At 70.7% G+C, this 16,817-nt stretch carries 18 protein-coding genes and 1 tRNA gene; 7 read left to right on the top strand and 12 right to left on the bottom strand.

Annotation, left to right across the window (positions count from 1 at the left end):
- Positions 1–305 (bottom strand): endonuclease III domain-containing protein (locus tag AOK11_RS32135; RefSeq protein ID WP_420903034.1); only part of this gene is annotated, 305 nt, incomplete at its 3' end.
- Between the two features lie 336 nt (positions 306–641).
- Here AOK11_RS32135 and AOK11_RS32130 point away from each other — a divergent pair.
- Entirely contained in the window at positions 642–1,316 is a 675-nt protein-coding gene (locus AOK11_RS32130) for a Crp/Fnr family transcriptional regulator (protein WP_055572875.1), read from the top strand.
- Between the two features lie 238 nt (positions 1,317–1,554).
- Here AOK11_RS32130 and AOK11_RS32125 read toward each other — a convergent pair whose 3' ends face one another.
- The 4 genes from AOK11_RS32125 to AOK11_RS42305 form a co-directional block, all read right to left on the bottom strand.
- On the bottom strand, positions 1,555–2,385 hold the full coding sequence (locus tag AOK11_RS32125; RefSeq protein WP_055597209.1) for an MBL fold metallo-hydrolase: 831 nt from the start codon (positions 2,383–2,385) through the stop codon (positions 1,555–1,557).
- Complete coding sequence (locus AOK11_RS32120) at positions 2,382–3,323, bottom strand: NUDIX hydrolase (protein ID WP_240497569.1); 942 nt, start codon at positions 3,321–3,323, stop codon at positions 2,382–2,384. The genes AOK11_RS32125 and AOK11_RS32120 overlap by 4 nt, the downstream gene beginning before the upstream one ends.
- 152 nt (positions 3,324–3,475) lie before the next feature.
- The gene (locus AOK11_RS32115) at positions 3,476–3,946 is read right to left on the bottom strand and encodes a RidA family protein (protein WP_055597208.1); all 471 of its coding nucleotides are present in this window, start codon (positions 3,944–3,946) and stop codon (positions 3,476–3,478) included.
- Positions 3,943–4,104, bottom strand: a complete 162-nt coding sequence (locus AOK11_RS42305) for a Sp36 family protein (RefSeq protein WP_019355547.1) — start codon at positions 4,102–4,104, stop codon at positions 3,943–3,945. The genes AOK11_RS32115 and AOK11_RS42305 overlap by 4 nt, the downstream gene beginning before the upstream one ends.
- An 81-nt stretch (positions 4,105–4,185) precedes the next feature.
- Here AOK11_RS42305 and bagA point away from each other — a divergent pair, with 81 nt between their 5' ends.
- On the top strand, positions 4,186–5,163 hold the full coding sequence (bagA, locus tag AOK11_RS32110; protein ID WP_055597207.1) for an ATPase BagA: 978 nt from the start codon (positions 4,186–4,188) through the stop codon (positions 5,161–5,163).
- Positions 5,164–5,380: 217 nt separating this feature from the next.
- Positions 5,381–6,823, top strand: coding sequence for an ATPase BagB (gene bagB / locus AOK11_RS32105; RefSeq protein WP_055597206.1), 1,443 nt, complete (start codon positions 5,381–5,383; stop codon positions 6,821–6,823).
- A gap of 308 nt (positions 6,824–7,131) precedes the next feature.
- Here the strand turns inward: bagB and AOK11_RS32100 are convergent, their stop codons facing one another.
- Positions 7,132–7,470: a WhiB family transcriptional regulator gene (locus AOK11_RS32100; protein ID WP_055597205.1), complete on the bottom strand. Its 339-nt coding sequence runs from the start codon at positions 7,468–7,470 to the stop codon at positions 7,132–7,134.
- A gap of 417 nt (positions 7,471–7,887) precedes the next feature.
- Between AOK11_RS32100 and AOK11_RS32095 the strand changes: the two genes are divergently transcribed.
- Complete coding sequence (locus tag AOK11_RS32095; RefSeq protein ID WP_055597204.1) at positions 7,888–10,194, top strand: transglycosylase domain-containing protein; 2,307 nt, start codon at positions 7,888–7,890, stop codon at positions 10,192–10,194.
- A 126-nt stretch (positions 10,195–10,320) separates the two neighbouring features.
- Here AOK11_RS32095 and AOK11_RS32090 read toward each other — a convergent pair whose 3' ends face one another.
- Entirely contained in the window at positions 10,321–10,785 is a 465-nt protein-coding gene (locus tag AOK11_RS32090) for a GatB/YqeY domain-containing protein (protein WP_055597203.1), read from the bottom strand.
- Positions 10,786–10,960: 175 nt separating this feature from the next.
- On the opposite strand from AOK11_RS32090, the gene AOK11_RS32085 reads away from it, so the two are divergent.
- From AOK11_RS32085 to AOK11_RS32075, 3 genes are all read left to right on the top strand, one after another.
- Positions 10,961–11,887 (top strand): metallophosphoesterase, encoded by a 927-nt coding sequence (locus AOK11_RS32085; RefSeq protein WP_055597202.1) that lies wholly within the window; start codon positions 10,961–10,963, stop codon positions 11,885–11,887.
- Positions 11,888–12,069: 182 nt separating this feature from the next.
- Entirely contained in the window at positions 12,070–12,873 is an 804-nt protein-coding gene (locus tag AOK11_RS32080) for a Pr6Pr family membrane protein (RefSeq protein WP_055597201.1), read from the top strand.
- A 33-nt stretch (positions 12,874–12,906) separates the two neighbouring features.
- Positions 12,907–12,980: transfer RNA gene (locus AOK11_RS32075), tRNA-Pro, on the top strand.
- A gap of 83 nt (positions 12,981–13,063) precedes the next feature.
- Here the strand turns inward: AOK11_RS32075 and AOK11_RS32070 are convergent.
- From AOK11_RS32070 to AOK11_RS32050, 5 genes are all read right to left on the bottom strand, one after another.
- Complete coding sequence (locus AOK11_RS32070) at positions 13,064–14,230, bottom strand: site-specific integrase (RefSeq protein ID WP_055597200.1); 1,167 nt, start codon at positions 14,228–14,230, stop codon at positions 13,064–13,066.
- Positions 14,231–14,301: 71 nt separating this feature from the next.
- A complete protein-coding gene (locus AOK11_RS32065; RefSeq protein ID WP_055597199.1) occupies positions 14,302–14,514 on the bottom strand; it encodes a helix-turn-helix domain-containing protein in 213 nt (70 codons plus the stop codon).
- Between the two features lie 171 nt (positions 14,515–14,685).
- A complete protein-coding gene (locus tag AOK11_RS32060) occupies positions 14,686–15,843 on the bottom strand; it encodes a DUF3631 domain-containing protein (RefSeq protein WP_055597198.1) in 1,158 nt (385 codons plus the stop codon).
- Positions 15,840–16,268, bottom strand: coding sequence for a hypothetical protein (locus AOK11_RS32055; protein WP_240497568.1), 429 nt, complete (start codon positions 16,266–16,268; stop codon positions 15,840–15,842). Before AOK11_RS32055 ends, AOK11_RS32060 begins: the two co-directional genes overlap by 4 nt.
- Positions 16,265–16,817 (bottom strand): bifunctional DNA primase/polymerase (locus tag AOK11_RS32050; protein WP_206188971.1); only part of this gene is annotated, 553 nt, incomplete at its 5' end. The genes AOK11_RS32055 and AOK11_RS32050, both read right to left, overlap by 4 nt.

The following is a 16,817-nucleotide window of genomic DNA, read 5'->3' as shown; positions in this document are numbered from 1 at the left end:
GTGGGGTACTTGGCGAAGAGGGCGGGGGTCGTCTGGTTGACGCGCAGGTCGGTGGTCTGGGCCGACAGGACCGTGGCGACCACGAGTTGGAAGGGGTTCTCGAAGTCCAGCTCGGGATGGGCGTACGGAAACACCTCGGCGAGCTCCCGGTTGATCCGCCGGGCGCGGCGGACGAGGGCGATGCGCGACTCCGCCGCGGGCGGCTCGGCGGCGGCCGCGGACTTCGCCCCGGCCGCGCTGCGCGACCTCGCACGCTCACCCGCGGTCGCACTCGTGGTCGCACTCGCGGTCGATTTCTTCTTCACCGGCGCCTTCTCTGTCGGTTTCTCCGTTTCCCTGCCGCCGTCGGAGCCCTGTTCGCCCACAGCGGAATCCCGGTGTGCCGCCACCCGAACAGCCCCTGGGGCGTGCACTCTCACCGGCGTTTTGGCCACCCGGCCAGCCTACGGCTCGGTGCTGACATCCGTCCCGACCCCTGAAGATCGGCCCCCAATTGGACCCCTGCCGCTTACCCGGGCAGGTCGGTGCGGCATCCTTGTGACAGATCACACTGTTTGGACTGTCCGGCAAAATGGGCACCCCGGACCCCTGGTACGTGGGGGCCGAAGGTCCCCTGAGCAGGTCGACAAGGAGAGAATCACGTGGACGACGTTCTGCGGCGGAACCCGCTCTTCGCGGCGCTCGATGACGAGCAGGCCGCGGAGCTTCGCGCCTCGCTGACCGAAGTGACCCTCGCACGGGGCGACTCCCTGTTCCACGAGGGCGATCCCGGAGACCGGCTCTACGTGGTCACCGAGGGCAAGGTCAAGCTCCACCGCACCTCCCCCGACGGCCGGGAGAACATGCTGGCCGTCGTCGGGCCCAGCGAGCTCATCGGCGAGCTGTCGCTCTTCGACCCGGGCCCGCGCACCGCGACCGCCACGGCACTGACCGAGGTCAAGCTGCTCGCCCTCGGCCACGGCGACCTCCAGCCCTGGCTGAACGCCCGCCCCGAGGTGGCCACCGCGCTGCTGCGGGCCGTCGCGCGCCGGCTGCGCAAGACCAACGACGCCATGTCGGACCTGGTCTTCTCCGACGTTCCGGGCCGGGTGGCCCGTGCCCTGCTGGACCTCTCCCGCCGCTTCGGCGTGCAGTCCGAGGAGGGCATCCACGTCGTCCACGACCTCACGCAGGAGGAACTGGCCCAGTTGGTCGGCGCGTCCCGCGAGACGGTCAACAAGGCCCTGGCGGACTTCGCCCAGCGCGGCTGGCTCCGGCTGGAGGCCCGCGCGGTGATCCTCCTGGACGTGGAACGCCTCGCGAAGCGGTCCCGCTGACCTGACCCGGGCCCTACCGCCGCCGCCCCTGCCCCGTCCCTCGGCCGGACGTCCGGGCAGGGGCTGGACGCTCGGGTAGGGACTGGACGCTCGGGCAGGAGCCCCCTGCGCATCGGCCCGGCCCCGGGGTTCCGCCGAACGGACGTGGAGCGGACTGCAGACCCCGGGGTCTTGCGCTTCAGGGCTTCAGGGCTTTGAGGCCCTGGGGCTTCAGAGCCTCGGAGCCTCGGGGCCTGCCCTAGATGAGCCCGTGCTCCCGCAGGTACTCCAGCTGCGCGCGGACCGACAGCTCCGCAGCCGGCCAGAGGGAGCGGTCCACATCGGCGTAGACGTGGGCGACGACGTCGGACGGGCTGTGGTGACCGTTCTCGACGGCCGTCTCCACCTGGGCGAGGCGGTGCGCCCGGTGGGCCAGGTAGTACTCGACGGCGCCCTGGGCGTCCTCCAGTACGGGACCGTGGCCCGGCAGGATCGTGTGGACGCCGTCGTCGACCGTGAGCGAGCGCAGACGGCGCAGCGTGTCCAGATAGTCGCCGAGGCGGCCGTCGGGGTGGGCCACGACGGTCGTACCGCGTCCCAGGACCGTGTCGCCGGTGAGGACGGCCCCGTCGGCCGGCAGGTGAAAGGCCAGCGAGTCGGCGGTGTGACCGGGGGCGGGGACGACCCGCAGTTCCAGGCCGTCCACGGTGACCACGTCCCCGCCGGCCAGCCCCTCGTCCCCCAGGCGCAGCTCCGGGTCCAGCGCCCGTACCTTCGTGCCGGTCAGCTCGGCGAAGCGGGCGGCGCCCTCGGAGTGGTCCGGGTGACCGTGCGTCAGCAGGATGAGGGCGACGCGCCGGCCGGCCCGCTCGGCGGTGTCGACGACGTTGCGCAGATGCCCCTCGTCCAGGGGGCCCGGGTCGATCACGACCGCCCGCGCGGAGTCGGGTTCCGAGAGGATCCAGGTGTTGGTGCCGTCCAGGGTCATCGCCGAGGCGTTCGGGGCCAGGACGTTGACCGCCCGCGCGGTGGCGGGTCCGGAGAGGACCCCTCCGCGCGGTTGGCCGGGGAGGGCTGCCGCGTCCGTCATGTCGTGGCTCCACCGTTCGGGATGTGCAGGGTGAACTCGTCGTACCCCGGCCAGGACAGCACGATCCCGTCCTCGTCGAGCCGCGTGGTGACCATCACCGGCGTGAGGTCGCGCGCGGGTGCCGCCTCGAGCGCCTGCGCCGCCGTCGTATACGCCGTCAGCTGGCGCAGGGTCGCGATCGTCGGCGGCATCATCAGCAGCTCGCTCCGGTCGTACGCGGCGGCCGCCTCGCGCGGGGCGATCCACACCGTGCGGTCGGCCTCCGTGGAGGCGTTCCGGGTGCGCTGGCCCTCGGGGAGGGCGGCGACGAAGAACCAGGTGTCGTAGCGGCGGGACTCGAACTCCGGGGTGATCCACCGGGTCCACACCCCGAGCAGGTCCGAGCGCAGGACCAGCCCCCGGCGGTCGAGGAACTCCGCGAAGGACAGGTCCCGCGCGACGAGCGCCACGCGGTCCGCCTCCCAGTCCGGGCCCGTGGTGTCGCCGATCACGGAGTCGGGCGTCGGGCCCGCGAGCAGCACCCCGGCTTCCTCGTACGTCTCGCGCACGGCGGCGCAGACGATCGCCTGGGCCGCCATGTCGTCCACGCCGAGCCTGTCCGCCCACCACGCGCGCGTGGGACCCGCCCAGCGGACGTGCAGGTCGTCGTCGCGCGGGTCGACGCCACCGCCGGGGTAGGCGTACGCGCCCCCGGCGAAGGCCATGGAGGCGCGTCGGCGCAGCATGTGGACGGCATAGCCGTCAGCGGCGTCCTTCAGGAGCATGACGGTGGCCGCGCGCTTCGGCGTGACCGGGACGAGGGTGCCGTCCGCGAGCGCACGGATGCGCTCCGGCCATTCCGGCGGACACCACTGCCCACCGGCCGGGCCACCCGTCCGGCTCTCGGCCCGGTCACCCGTTCGACCCCCGGTCCGCCCATCAGCCTGAGCATTCGCCATGGCCGGAGGCTATCCCGTGAGGGGCTGATGTTCGAGTGCCCACGGGGGAGAGGGGGCCGGGCCGCCCTCGTCCCCGTGGGCCGCCGGGTCATCGGCCGCCCACAGCCGTCAGCCCGCCCCGGTCAAGGCCTGTCCCGGTCAGCCCGCCTCGGTCAGCCCGCCTCGGTCAGTTCCACCTGGATCTCGATCTCCACCGGAGCGTCCAGCGGCAGTACCGCGACGCCCACCGCGCTGCGGGCGTGGACGCCCTTGTCGCCGAGGACGTCGACCAGCAGCTCGCTCGCGCCGTTGAGGACGCCCGGCTGGCCCGTGAAGTCCGTGGCCGAGGCCACGAACCCGGTGACCTTGACCACGCGTGCGACGCGGTCCAGGTCGCCGGCGACGGACTTCACGGCGGCGAGGGCGTTCAGCGCGCAGGTGCGGGCCAGCTCCTTGGCCTCCTCCGCCGTGACCTCGGCGCCGACCTTGCCGGTCAGCGCGAGCTCGCCGTCCACCATGGGCAGCTGGCCGGCGGTGTGGACGTACCGCCCGGACAGCACGGCCGGACGGTACGCGGCCAGCGGCGGGACGACCTCGGGCAGCCTCAGTCCGAGCTCGGCCAGCTTCGCCTCGACCGCGCTCATGCCTGCTTCTCCCGCTTCAGGTAGGCCACCAGCTGCTCGGGGTTGTTCGGCCCGGGAACGACCTGCACGAGTTCCCAGCCGTCCTCGCCCCAAGTGTCCAGAATCTGCTTCGTGGCGTGGACCAGCAGCGGAACCGTGGAGTACTCCCATTTCGTCATGCCGCGACTCTAGCCTCTGGTTTCCGGGGAACTCTCCCCCGGAGCCGACGGGGCGCGCGGGGAGGAATTAGGCTCAAAGGCGTGAGCAGGCTTCAGGTCGTCAGTGGCAAGGGCGGAACCGGCAAGACCACGGTGGCCGCGGCCCTCGCGCTGGCTCTGGCCACGGAGGGGAAGCGGACGCTTCTCGTCGAGGTCGAGGGCCGCCAGGGCATCGCACAGGTCTTCGAGACGGAGGCGTTGCCGTACGAGGAACGGAAGATCGCCGTCGCTCCCGGCGGCGGGGAGGTGCACGCCCTCGCCATCGACGCCGAACGTGCCCTCCTGGACTACCTCCAGATGTTCTACAAACTGGGCAGTGCCGGACGGGCCCTGAAGAAGCTCGGCGCGATCGACTTCGCGACCACCATCGCGCCCGGTGTGCGGGACGTCCTGCTGACCGGCAAGGCGTGCGAGGCGGTACGGCGCAAGGACAGGAGCGGGCGGTTCGTCTACGACTACGTCGTGATGGACGCCCCGCCGACCGGGCGCATCACCCGTTTCCTCAACGTCAACGACGAGGTCGCCGGACTCGCCAAGATCGGTCCGATACACAATCAGGCGCAGGCCGTGATGCGGGTGCTGAAATCACCGGAGACGGCGGTGCACCTGGTCACGCTGCTGGAGGAGATGCCGGTCCAGGAGACCGTGGACGGCATCGCCGAGCTGCGGGCGGCCCGGCTGCCGGTGGGGCGGATCATCGTGAACATGGTGCGCCCCGGGTTGCTGGACGCGGCCGATCTGGAACTCGTGGGAACGGTCACGCGTTCCTCCGTCGCGCGGTCGTTGTCCTCCGCCGGTCTCGGCGGCGCGCGGCGCGGGGGGCACGCCGAGCGGCTGGTGGACCCCCTGCTCGCGCAGGCGGAGGAGTACGCCGAGCGGTACGCGCTGGAGGCCGAGCAGCGTGCCGCACTGGCCGAGGTGGATCTGCCCCGGCACGAGCTGCCGCTGCTCGCGGAGGGCATGGACCTGGCGGGCCTGTACACGCTGGCCAAGGAACTCCGCGCCCAGGGCGTGTCATGACCGGCAGGAACCCTCCCGGCGGCGCCGCGCCGACCACGGCCGCACTCGCCCCGGGCGCGCTCGGCCCGCGCGCACTCACCCCGGGCACGGTACCGGGCGTACCCGGCGCGGGCGCCGTAGCGGGTGTGCTCGTCGCGCCGCCCTCCGCCACGAGCCGGAAGCCGAACCGGGAAACCCGTCGAGAACCGAGTCGGAAGTATCGGAAGCAGGGGATGTCATGAGTCGTCGTCCGGAACCGGCGCACGCGCACGACCCGGCCCACTCGGGCGGCTCGGCCCACTCGGCCCGCCACAGCCTCTCCCCCGTCCCCACGCTCGACGTCGATCCGCTGATCGAGGACCGCGGCACCCGGATCGTGGTGTGCTGCGGTTCGGGCGGGGTCGGCAAGACGACCACCGCCGCGGCGCTGGGCCTGCGCGCGGCCGAGCGGGGGCGCAAGGTGGTCGTCCTGACCATCGACCCGGCCCGCAGACTCGCCCAGTCCATGGGCATCGACTCGCTCGACAACATCCCCCGCCGGGTCAAGGGCATAGACGACTCCGCGGGCGGCGAACTGCACGCGATGATGCTCGACATGAAGCGCACCTTCGACGAGATCGTCGAGGCGCACGCGGATCCCGAGCGGGCCTCCGCGATTCTGGGCAACCCCTTCTACCAGTCGCTCTCGGCGGGCTTCGCGGGCACGCAGGAGTACATGGCGATGGAGAAGCTGGGGCAGCTGCGGGCCCGTGACGAGTGGGACCTCATCGTCGTCGACACCCCGCCGTCCCGGTCCGCGCTGGACTTCCTGGACGCGCCGAAGCGGCTCGGCTCCTTCCTCGACGGCAAGCTCATCCGCGTACTGCTGACCCCGGCGAAGGTCGGCGGCCGGGCGGGGATGAAATTCCTGAACGTCGGGATGTCCATGATGACCGGTGTTCTGGGAAAGGTGCTCGGGGGGCAACTGCTGAACGACATGCAGACGTTCGTGGCGGCGATGGACTCCATGTTCGGCGGGTTCCGTACCCGCGCGGACGCCACCTTCAAGCTGCTCCAGGCGCCCGGGACCGCGTTCCTGGTGGTCGCGGCCCCGGAGCGGGACGCGCTGCGCGAGGCCGCGTACTTCGTGGAACGACTGGCCGCCGAGGACATGCCGTTGGCCGGCTTGGTCCTCAACCGGGTCCACGGCAGCGGCGCCGACCGGCTGTCGGCCGAGCGGGCACTGGCCGCCGCGGAAAATCTTGAGGACTCCCGCATTGTGGATCAGGAGGACGGGAAAGCTGGACTTCGTAACTCCCCCGACACATACGAAAGTTCAAGCACCCCCGCTGCGGAGACTCCCCCTCCGGAAGCACCCGGGACACCGGCACAGGACGACGTCCCCGACGGAGGCTCCCCCGCCACCGTGGACGACACCGGCGCCGGCAGGACGGACGACGAGGCGGCCGCGGAGCGGTCCGTCGACCAGCTCACCGCAGGCCTGTTGAGGCTGCACGCCGAGCGGATGCAGCTGCTCTCACGCGAGCAGCGCACACGTGACCGCTTCACCGCGCTCCACCCCGAGGTGGCGGTGACGGAAGTGGCCGCGCTGCCCGGCGACGTGCACGACCTCACGGGACTGCGGGCCATCGGCGACCGGCTCGCGACCAACCGGCCGGAGCTGCCCGAGGCGAGTGCCTGACACGCGTCGGCACGCTCTGACGGCTCGGCACGCCCTGACGACGGCGCCATGCCCCGTCTTTCACCGGCACCCCGGCGCCAACACGCCCTGAGGCGCACCGACATACCCTGACGGGCGCCCCTTGCCGGACGCCCCCTGCCGCTCGGCCGAGCACCGCCCGCCCCGAAGACTGCCGGAGGACCGACCGGAGGACCGACCCGAGGAGCACCCAAAAGCCCGTTCGGAGGTCCGCCCGGCTGCGGGCGCCGGTGCAAGGCCCCGCCCGGAGCCCCGCCCACGCGGAGCAGGGGCCGAGGCCCCGAGAACCCTCAGCCCACCGCCGCGAAGCTCGCGTACACCTCGTCGTCGTCGAGGGGCATGACGCCTGTCCCCTGCTCGTACTCCGTGCGCGCGGTCTCCAGCAGCCGGCGCCAGGACGTCACCGTGGGCCTCCGGCGCAGCAGTGCGCGGCGCTCACGTTCCGTCATGCCTCCCCACACGCCGAACTCGACGCGGTTGTCGAGCGCGTCGGCCAGGCACTCCGTGCGTACCGGACACCCGGTGCACACCGCCTTGGCCCTGTTCTGCGCTGCTCCTTGAACGAACAGTTCATCCGGATCAGTAGTGCGGCAGGCAGCCTGCGCACTCCAGTCGGTAACCCAGCCCATACCGGCGCCGTCCTCTCCCGAATCGAGGCTCCCCCACGGCGGCAGCGGCATATTCACCGCCGCCAGTTGAGGACGTTACGGAAGGTGGGCACAGCGCAACACCCCCAGCGGGCCCAACTTGAATGGCCCGAACGGACTATGGGTAAGCGGCAGATCACCCGGGGGAGTGAGCTGGCGACATGCGCGACAATCCCGACGCTTCGGGGCGTTTCACTTGCGTCACAACGGACACCATGTGACACGGAAGGTGGATCCGGACACGTATCCCCCACGCCCCGACAAAAAAATTCGGAGAGATCCGGAACGATTCGGGGTCGCCCGACGTATTGATACGTGACCTCACTGCTGTGACAGTTGTGGGCAGCTTAGGCCAAGGCCTGTACGCGTGTCCGGCAAATGAGAACGTAGGCTGCTCCCATGCCAAAGAAGCGCTCGGGCGGCGGCCTGTCGGCAACGCAGCAGGCCGCGAAGTTCCTCGGTGTCAGTGTCCTGTCGGGGGCCGTGCTGGCCGGTATCGCGCTGCCCGCCGTGGGAGCGCTGGGCCTCGCCGCCAAGGGGTCGGTGGAGAGCTTCGACGAACTCCCCGCCAACCTCAAGACGCCCCCGCTCAGCCAGCGCACCACCATCCTCGACGCGGCGGGCGGCAAGATCGCCACCGTCTACTCGCGCGACCGCACGGTGGTCGACCTCAAGGACATCTCGCCGCACCTCCAGAAGGCGATCGTCGCGATCGAGGACTCGCGCTTCTACGAGCACGGCGCGGTCGACCTGAAGGGCGTACTGCGCGCGATGAACCGCAACGCGCAGAGCGGCGGCGTCTCCCAGGGTGCCTCCACCCTGACGCAGCAGTACGTGAAGAACGTCTTCGTGGAGGAGGCCGGCGACGACCCGACGAAGGTCGCGCAGGCCACCCAGCAGACGATCGGCCGCAAGATCCGCGAGCTGAAGTTCGCGATCCAGGTCGAGGAGGAGCTGGGCAAGAAGAAGATCCTCGAGAACTACCTGAACATCACGTACTTCGGCCAGCAGGCCTACGGCGTGGAGGCCGCCGCCCAGCGCTACTTCTCCAAGCCCGCCAAGGACCTCAACCTCCAGGAGTCGGCGCTCATCGCTGGCCTCGTCCAGTCGCCGAGCCGGTACGACCCGGTGAACGACGAGACGGAGGCCCTCAAGCGGCGCAATGTCGTCCTGACGCGGATGGCCCAGGTCGGCGACATCTCCGAGGAGCAGGCCACCGAGGCGTCGAACACACCGCTCGGGCTGAAGGTCAGCAAGCCGAAGAACGGCTGCATCACGGCGGTCGACGGCGCGGGCTTCTTCTGCGACTACGTGCGCCAGGTGTTCCTGACCGACCCGACCTTCGGCAAGACCCCGGAAGCGCGGGCCAAGGTCTGGAACCACGGCGGTCTGACGATCCGTACGACGCTCGAATCGCAGGCGCAGAAGTCCCTGCAGGCGTCGGTCAAGAGCCACGTCAACAAGAGCGACGAGGTGGCCACCGCCGCCAGCGTCATCGAGCCCGGCACCGGCAAGATCCGCGCCATGGGCCAGTCGCGTCCGTACGGCTTCGGCAAGAACGAGACGCAGATCAACCTCTCCGTGGACCAGGGCATGGGCGGTGGCGCCGGCTATCAGCCCGGTTCGACGTTCAAGCCGATCGTGGCCGCGGCCGCCCTCGAGGGCGGGATGCCGGCGACGAAGACGTACGCCTCGCCGTACCAGATGGACTACCCGACCCCGGTCTCGGCCTGCGAGGGCAAGACGTGGAACGAGTCGGGCGTCCCGGTCGAGAACGAGAACGAGACCGAGGTCGGCCCGTACGACATGAAGGAAGCGACCGCGAAGTCGGTCAACACCTACTACATCGAGATGATCAGCGACATCGGCATCTGCCCGGTGACGCAGATGGCGAAGCAGATGGGCGTCGAGCGGGCCGACGGCAACAAGATGATGCAGGCGCCGTCGATCGCCCTCGGCACCCAGGAGATGTCCCCGCTGACCATGGCGAACGGCTACGCCACGTTCGCCTCGCGCGGCATGTACTGCACGCCGGTCGCCATCGAGTCCATCAGCCAGCGCGTCGGCGAGAAGTCGAAGTCGCTTCCGGTCCCGAAGTCGACGTGCTCGCGCGCGATGTCGGAGAAGACGGCCGACACCATAAACACGCTCCTGCGGGGCGTCGTCGAGGACGGTACGGGTACGGAGGCCGGTCTCGGCAGCCGCCCGAGCGCGGGCAAGACCGGTACGACGGACTTCCGTTACGCCGCCTGGTTCGTGGGCTACACGCCGAACCTGGCCGGTGCGGTGTGGGTCGGCGACCCCGAGCACAAGCGGCAGATGGTCGACATCTCGATCGGCGGGACCTGGCACGCGAAGGTGTTCGGTGGCCAGGTGCCCGGCCCGATCTGGCGCGACATGATGAGCGGCGCGCTGAACGGCAAGGAAGCCCCCGAGTTCAGCCTCATCCACATCCCGGACCGCAAGAAGCCCGACGAGGACAAGGGTCGGGGCCGGGGCCGGGGCCGCGGGAACGGCGACGAGGACCGTGACGACGACCGCAACAACGGCGGCGGCGGGTTCATCGGCGGCCTGGGCGGCGGCGAAAACGGCGGAGACGGCGGCACCGGCACCGGCACCAACGGCGGGGCCGAGCCGAACCCGACCATCTCCATCCCGGAGGGCTTCATCCAGGGCCCCGGCAACGGGCCGGGCGGGCGGCGCTGACAGCACACCGACGACACAGCGAAGGGCCCCTCTTTCCCGCACCGGGAGGGAGGGGCCCTTCGCTGTCCGCCGGCTCGTCCGGCGGGACGCTTTCGCTCACCGGACGTCTGCCCGACGCCCACCGGCTCAGCCGGCGAGGAGCTTCTTCACCGCGGCGGCGACCCGGCCGCCCTCGGCCTGTCCGGCCACCTTCGGGTTGACGATCTTCATGACCGCCCCCATGGCCCGCGGGCCCTCCGCGCCGGCCGCCTTCGCCTCCTCGACGGCCTGGGAGACGATCGCGTTCAGCTCGTCGTCGGACATCTGCCGGGGCAGGTACCGCGCGAGCAGCTCGCCCTCCGCCTTCTCCCGCTCGGCCTGCTCGGGACGCCCGCCCTGCGCGAAGGCGTCCGCCGCCTCACGGCGCTTCTTCGCCTCACGGGTGATCACCTTGAGGACCTCGTCGTCGGAGAGCTCGCGCTTCTCCTTCCCCGCGACCTCCTCCTTGGTGATCGCGGTGAGCGTCAGCCGGAGCGTGGAGGAGCTGAGCTCGTCACGCTCTCTGATCGCAACGTTGAGGTCGTCGTGCAGCTTCGACTTGAGCGTGGTCATGCCTCGATTGTCGCAGGAAGGGGAGGCAGGACGCCCGCGCATTTCCTTCCCGCCCCGAACCCGCCCCAAGGCCCGGCGTTCCCGGGCGTGTTCGGGCGGCCGGACACCGGCTCCGACCGCCCGCCCGAAGGACACCGCGGCCTTCCACTCCCCTCGGATCTGACACGATGGGCGCATGCGCGCGCGATACGGAATCCCCCTGGGAATCACGGCGGCCGGTGCCGCCGGACTGGTGTACGCGGCGGGCTTCGAGGCCCGCTCCTTCCGGCTGCGGCGGGTGACGATCCCCGTCCTGCCCGCCGGAATGCGCCCCCTGCGCGTCCTGCAGGTCTCCGACATCCACCTGGTGAGCGGCCAGCGCAAGAAGCAGCGCTGGCTGCGCTCGCTGGCGGGCCTGCGCCCGGACTTCGTGATCAACACGGGCGACAACCTGTCCGACCCGGAGGGCGTCCCGGAGGTACTGGACGCGCTGGGCCCGCTGATGGAGCTCCCGGGCGCGTACGTCTTCGGCTCCAACGACTACTACGGCCCCAAGCTGCGCAACCCGGCCCGCTACCTGATCGAGAAGGCCCAGGGCCGGCACGGCCTGAACGGCAACGACCCGGCCGCCAACGTGATCCACAACCCGTGGGAGGACCTGCGGGACGGCTTCGACGGCGCCGGCTGGCGCAACCTGACGAACACCAGGGACGCCCTCAAGATCGAGGGCGTCACGATCGAGCTGACCGGCCTGGACGACCCGCACATCAAGCGGGACCGCTACGCGGAGGTGGCGGGCGGCCCGTCGAGCACGGCGGACTTCTCGATGGGTGTCGTCCACGCCCCCTACCTGCGCGTCCTGGACTCCTTCACGGCCGACGGCTACCCCCTGGTCCTGGCCGGCCACACCCACGGCGGCCAGCTCTGCATCCCCTTCTACGGCGCGCTGGTCACCAACTGCGACCTGGACACCGACCGGGTGAAGGGCCTGTCCACGCACACGTCCGAGGGCCGCACCTCCTACCTCCACGTCTCCGCGGGCTGCGGCACCAACCGCTACACCCCGGTCCGCTTCGCCTGCCCGCCGGAGGCGACGCTGATGACGCTGGTGGGACGGGAGTAGCCGGCCGAGGAACCGGGCGGGGGGCAGGGGCCAGGGGCCGGACGGCTGTGTGACCGGGTGACTGTTCGACCGGGTCGCCGGGTGGCCAGGTGGGGGCCTATACGGCCGAGCCGGCGCCCCCATGTCACCCGTCCGGCCCACCCGCATCGCCCCGACCAGGTCATTCACCCACTCTGGGGTCCATGACCGCCCCGATACCCAGGGACATCCCTGACCTCCCCGTCATCCCCGGGAGACGGACGAACCTCATGCCCTCGTCCGCCCCCGCGGGAGCCGTGGCACCGCCGGTGCGCCGCCCCCTGACCGCGACGTACCGCCTGCTCCTGGCACTGGCGGCGCTCGCGGCGGTGACCGTCGAGATCCTGCTCGGCAGCCCCACACGAGTCCTGAGCCACTTCACGATCCAGAGCACGCTCCTGCTGGCCGTGGTCACGCTCGCCTCGGCCCGCCGCGCCTGGACCGCCCGCCGCCCTCTCCCGGGCGCCCTGACCGGAGCGGCGCTGCTGTACGTGGTCGCGGCAGCCCTGCTCCACCACGTACTCCTGGCGGACGCGACACCGGCGTACACGATGACGGGGACGACCGAGCCGACGAACCTGACCGGCCCGGCCGGGACGCTGGCCGCGCTCGCGCCCCCCACCCTGCACACGGCGCTCCCCATCGCGGCGGTACTGGACTGGCTGCTCCTCTCCCCGCCGGCCCGCATACGCCTCGCCCACGCCGCCGCATGGCTCCTGTACCCGACGGCCTACCTGGCCTTCACCCTGCTCCACGGGCTGTTCCTCCCCGCCGGCCCGACCCGCTACCTCTACCCCTTCCAGGACACCGACCGGCACGGCCACCCGTACGTTCTGGGCGTCTCCCTCCTCCTGCTCCTCGTCCTGTACTGCCTGGCCGTCACCCTCATCGCCGTGGACCGCACCCGCCCGGACCCCCTCCGCCTGGGCGCCAAAACCGGATTTCGTCTCCAGCCACCGGTGGGCTAAAGTAAACGACGTCGCCGCGAGAGCAGCGACGATCGGGGTGTGGCGCAGCTTGGTAGCGCGCTTCGTTCGGGACGAAGAGGTCGTGGGTTCAAATCCCGCCACCCCGACGCTGATCAGAGGCCACATACGGATTTCCGTATGTGGCCTCTGTCGTGCTCGGGGGGCCAAACAGGGGGCCAAAGGATTCTGATCAAGCCTCGCGGTGCTGAGCAAAGATCACGTCCATGGCCTCCGCGCCCTGTGTGATGACCGGCCGAAGCTGCTTGCGGTAGACAGCCTCCGTTGTCGCCTGGCTGGTGTGTCCGACGAGTTGGGCGATGCGCTCCAGTGGCATGCCGTGGTCCGAGAGCAGCGAGACGAAGCTGTGCCGCAGCTCCCGCGGCGTCCACTCCGGTTCCAGTCCGGCCTTCTTAACGATCCCCTTGAAATCGCGCCGGACGTTCGCCGCGTCGAGCGGCTCCCCGCTCCGAGTCGTGAAGACGCGGCCGGCCGGGCTCCACTCCATCCCTCTCGATGTCCGTTCCTGCTTCTGCCACCGCTTGTGCTCCTCGAGGACGGCGACCACCTGCCTCGGCAGGGCGATTGTGCGACGGCTCTTCCTGGTCTTGGTCTCGCCATGCTTGCGCACTGATCGCCATACGGCGACGTGAGGCGGGACGCCGTCCGCTGTCTCCAGAAAGACGTGGTCCCAAGTGAGGGGCCGCGCCTCTTCCGTACGTACCCCGCTCAGGAGTGAGAGCACGAGGTAGGCGTACAGCCGGGACTGGCGTGCGGCAGTGAGCACGGCTTTCGCCTGCTCCAGGTTCAGCGCCTTGCTCGGGCGTCCGGGGCGCCCTTCCGGCGCGGTGACGAGCAGGGCGACGTTCCGCGCGGCCTTGTCCCTGCGCTGAGCGTGCTCGATGGAACGGCGCAGGATGGCGAGCAGGTCACGCAGGCTTCGCGTTGCTAGGAATGCCGCCCTACCGTCCAACCAGTCGTCGACGTCGTCCGCGCTGAGATCCTTCAGCTTGGCCTTGCCGATGAACGGGAGGAGGTGCTTGTTCGCCATCGCGCGATTCTTACCGATGGTGCCCTTCTCATCGCGTCCCTTGAGTCCGCGTTCCAGCCAGTCGTTCACCGCGTCGGCCACGGTGTAGTTGGCCGGCGTCTTGACGCCCGACTGCACCTCCTTCTTCAGATCTCGGATCTTCTGGCGGACCTCGGTCTTGGTCTTGCCGTACACCTTCGGACGGCAGCGCTTGCCGTTCGGGGCATACCCGAGGGACACGGCGCCCACGTAGCGGTTCTTCGCGGCATCCCAGTAGATCGTGTCTTCGCCGTGGCCAGCCCTACGGGCACGCTTCGGGGTCTCGGTCATGCGGTGCTCTCCAAGCGAGCGGACCGCGCCCAGAGGCGCGGCCCAGTTGATGTGAACGAACGGGAATGAGGTCAGGCGGCGTTTTCTGCCTCGCGCTTGAGTAGTTCGACGTACTGAGCGATGTACTCAGGTGGGATGAGGCGCCGACGGCCGATGCGAACCGTCTGGAGACGTCCAAGGCGGATTTCCTCGTAGACCAGCGAGCGGCCGATGCCCAGGGCCGCTGCTGCTTCTTCCGGTCGGTACAGAACCCGCTCAGCGGGAGAGGCAAGCGTGATGCTCATCCGGGGTTGCTCCTCGGCTGGTGTCCAGGGGCCCTTCTGGGAAGTCCGCTACATCCGCTACAGCGCTACATCGCAGGTCAGCGGGTGGTTTTTTGTAGCGGACGGGTGGCGTGTAGCGGCTACGCACGCGCTACGCCGTAGCGGGCGTAGCCGCTACACGCTTGGTTGCCGCTACAGATTCAGGGGCTCTGAGCTGGGCTGTAGCGGCGTAGCGGATGTAGCGGAGTCCTGGGGGGCGGGGCAGTAGCGGGCCCACGCGTCGTCCAGGTCGGCGGCGTGGAATCCCTTGAGGACCCCGCCGGCGGTGCGGATGTTGCGGGAGCGGATCGGCTCGTTGTCGGCCGTCATGTACTCCCCGAGCATCCGGGACAGGCGCCGGTTGTCGAGCGGCTTGCCGTTCAGGTCGGCCCAGGGAGCGTCGTCGAGGGCGTTGAGCCGGTCGATGATGGCGATGGTGGGCAGGCGGTCGATACCGATGAGGACGTGGTCGCGCAGGTCGGTGAGCAGCCGGATACCGAGGCTGTGCTTGTCGGTGTACTGCGCTGCCTTGACCAGCGTCACGCACACTTCGCGGGCCCGGTCGGGCCAGTCACCGCCGACCGCGTCGGCGACGGCGAGCAGCGGTTCCCACACGTCGGCCGGCCGGTCGGTGACCCCGTCCGGCATCTGGGGCCATGCCCCGGTGACCTGCGCGCGGGCGTGTTCGGCCCACTGCGCGAGCCGGTCACGGAGTTTGTGCCCCTCGGCTTCGTGGATGCGGGCCCGGAAGGGTTCCACCTTCTCGTTGCGTGCCCGGCGGCGCATGCGGATGACGACGGAGCGGGTCAGGATCGTGTCCGGCAGCGAGCCGAGACCGGCGACCGCGACCGCACAGTACGACGGGAACGCCTGCACGGTCTGATTGCCGCCGTCGCCGATGCACCGGTAGGTGACCCCGGAGCGGCGGTGACCGGCATTGAGGAACCCGCGCAACTCCTCGTTGTCCCCCGCCTTGGGCCCGAAGACGGTGTCGATCTCGTCGAACAGGATCGTCGGCCGGCCGTCGGCCCCGGAAACCGCCCTAAACAGGGCGGCGGCGGACGCGTTGACGGCCACCATGGGGTGCGGCACGAGGGTTTCCACGATCTCCAACGCACGCGACTTCCCCGACCCTGGCTCCGGAGAGAGGAACGCGAGCCGCGGGGTGGAGTCGAAGCAGTCCAGCAGGTGCGCGTGCGCGTCCCACAACGCGACGGCCACGTAGGCAGCCTCGGTGGGAAACACGTTGAACCGGCGGTGGAAGGCTTCCACCTCGGTGAGCAGCGCGGCCCCGTCGATGGTGTCGGTCATGCGGCGTTCCTCCGTTCCAGTAGGGCGGGAGCTCCGGCGCAGCCGGACAGGTGGGCTTTGTACTCGGTGACCAGCGCGGCCACGGCGCGCGGGCCGGCGGCGGCACGGGTCTGGCCGCAGGGGCAGGCGTAGGCGGCGGTGGGGGTGTCGCCGTGCCGCGTGGACCAGCGGGCGCCGTCCCAGTGGTGGCGGTAGACCGGCGGGGCGTAGATGCGGATACCGGGCCGCTCCGGCGTCGGGTCGGTGCCGGGGCGCACGTCGCCGGTCGGGAACCGGTTCGAGCGAGGAAGGGCAGTGACGACGCCCTTGCGGGCGGCGCCTTTCGGCTCGCCCACGACCGGCCGGGGCATGGCCGGTTCGGCGGCGTGCGGGCCGGTGGGTGCCGACGGTTGGCCTTCCAAGCGGGGGCGGTTCGGGGTGGTCATGCCGTCTCCCGGGGTCGGGCGGTGCGCTGGGAGCTGTTCAGGGCGCTGCGGATGGTGGTGGTGCACTCGGCAGCGGTGAGCCCGACCGCCTCTCCAGCCGCTTGGAAGGCCTCTTCAGCCACGTGCCGGGGGAGGTCGCCCCACGCGACGAACCGCCCCACCTTGAAGGCGCACCGGTTCAACGTGCTGTTGCGCAACCCCTCCGGCGCGGCGGCAACGATGGCGCATTCGGCTTCCAGTGCGGCCAGGGCCGCACGGCTCCCGTCGACTGCCGGGAGTCGGAGCGGACCCACCGGGCGCACGGGGGCCGGTTGCAGGATGGTGTGCAGCCACCGGGGCAGAGCGACGGCCACAGAGCCGCACAATGCTTCGTATGCTCCGGCGGGCAGGGTGCTGCCGGCGGCGACGACGTAGCCGCCCCATGCGCGGGTGTCGACCGAAGCGGCCACGGTCCCCGCCGTGTTAGCGAGCCGGACGCCGTCCGGGGCGGTGAAGTACAGGTGCTGTCCGCCGCTCGCGGTCCGCACCCGGTAGGTGGTGGGGACGGGG

This window comes from Streptomyces hirsutus (genome assembly GCF_001418415.1).
GTDB classification, from domain to species: Bacteria; Actinomycetota; Actinomycetes; order Streptomycetales; family Streptomycetaceae; genus Streptomyces; species Streptomyces hirsutus.
Note: the sequence above shows the minus strand (reverse complement) of the source record. Positions and strands in the feature narration are given on the sequence as shown.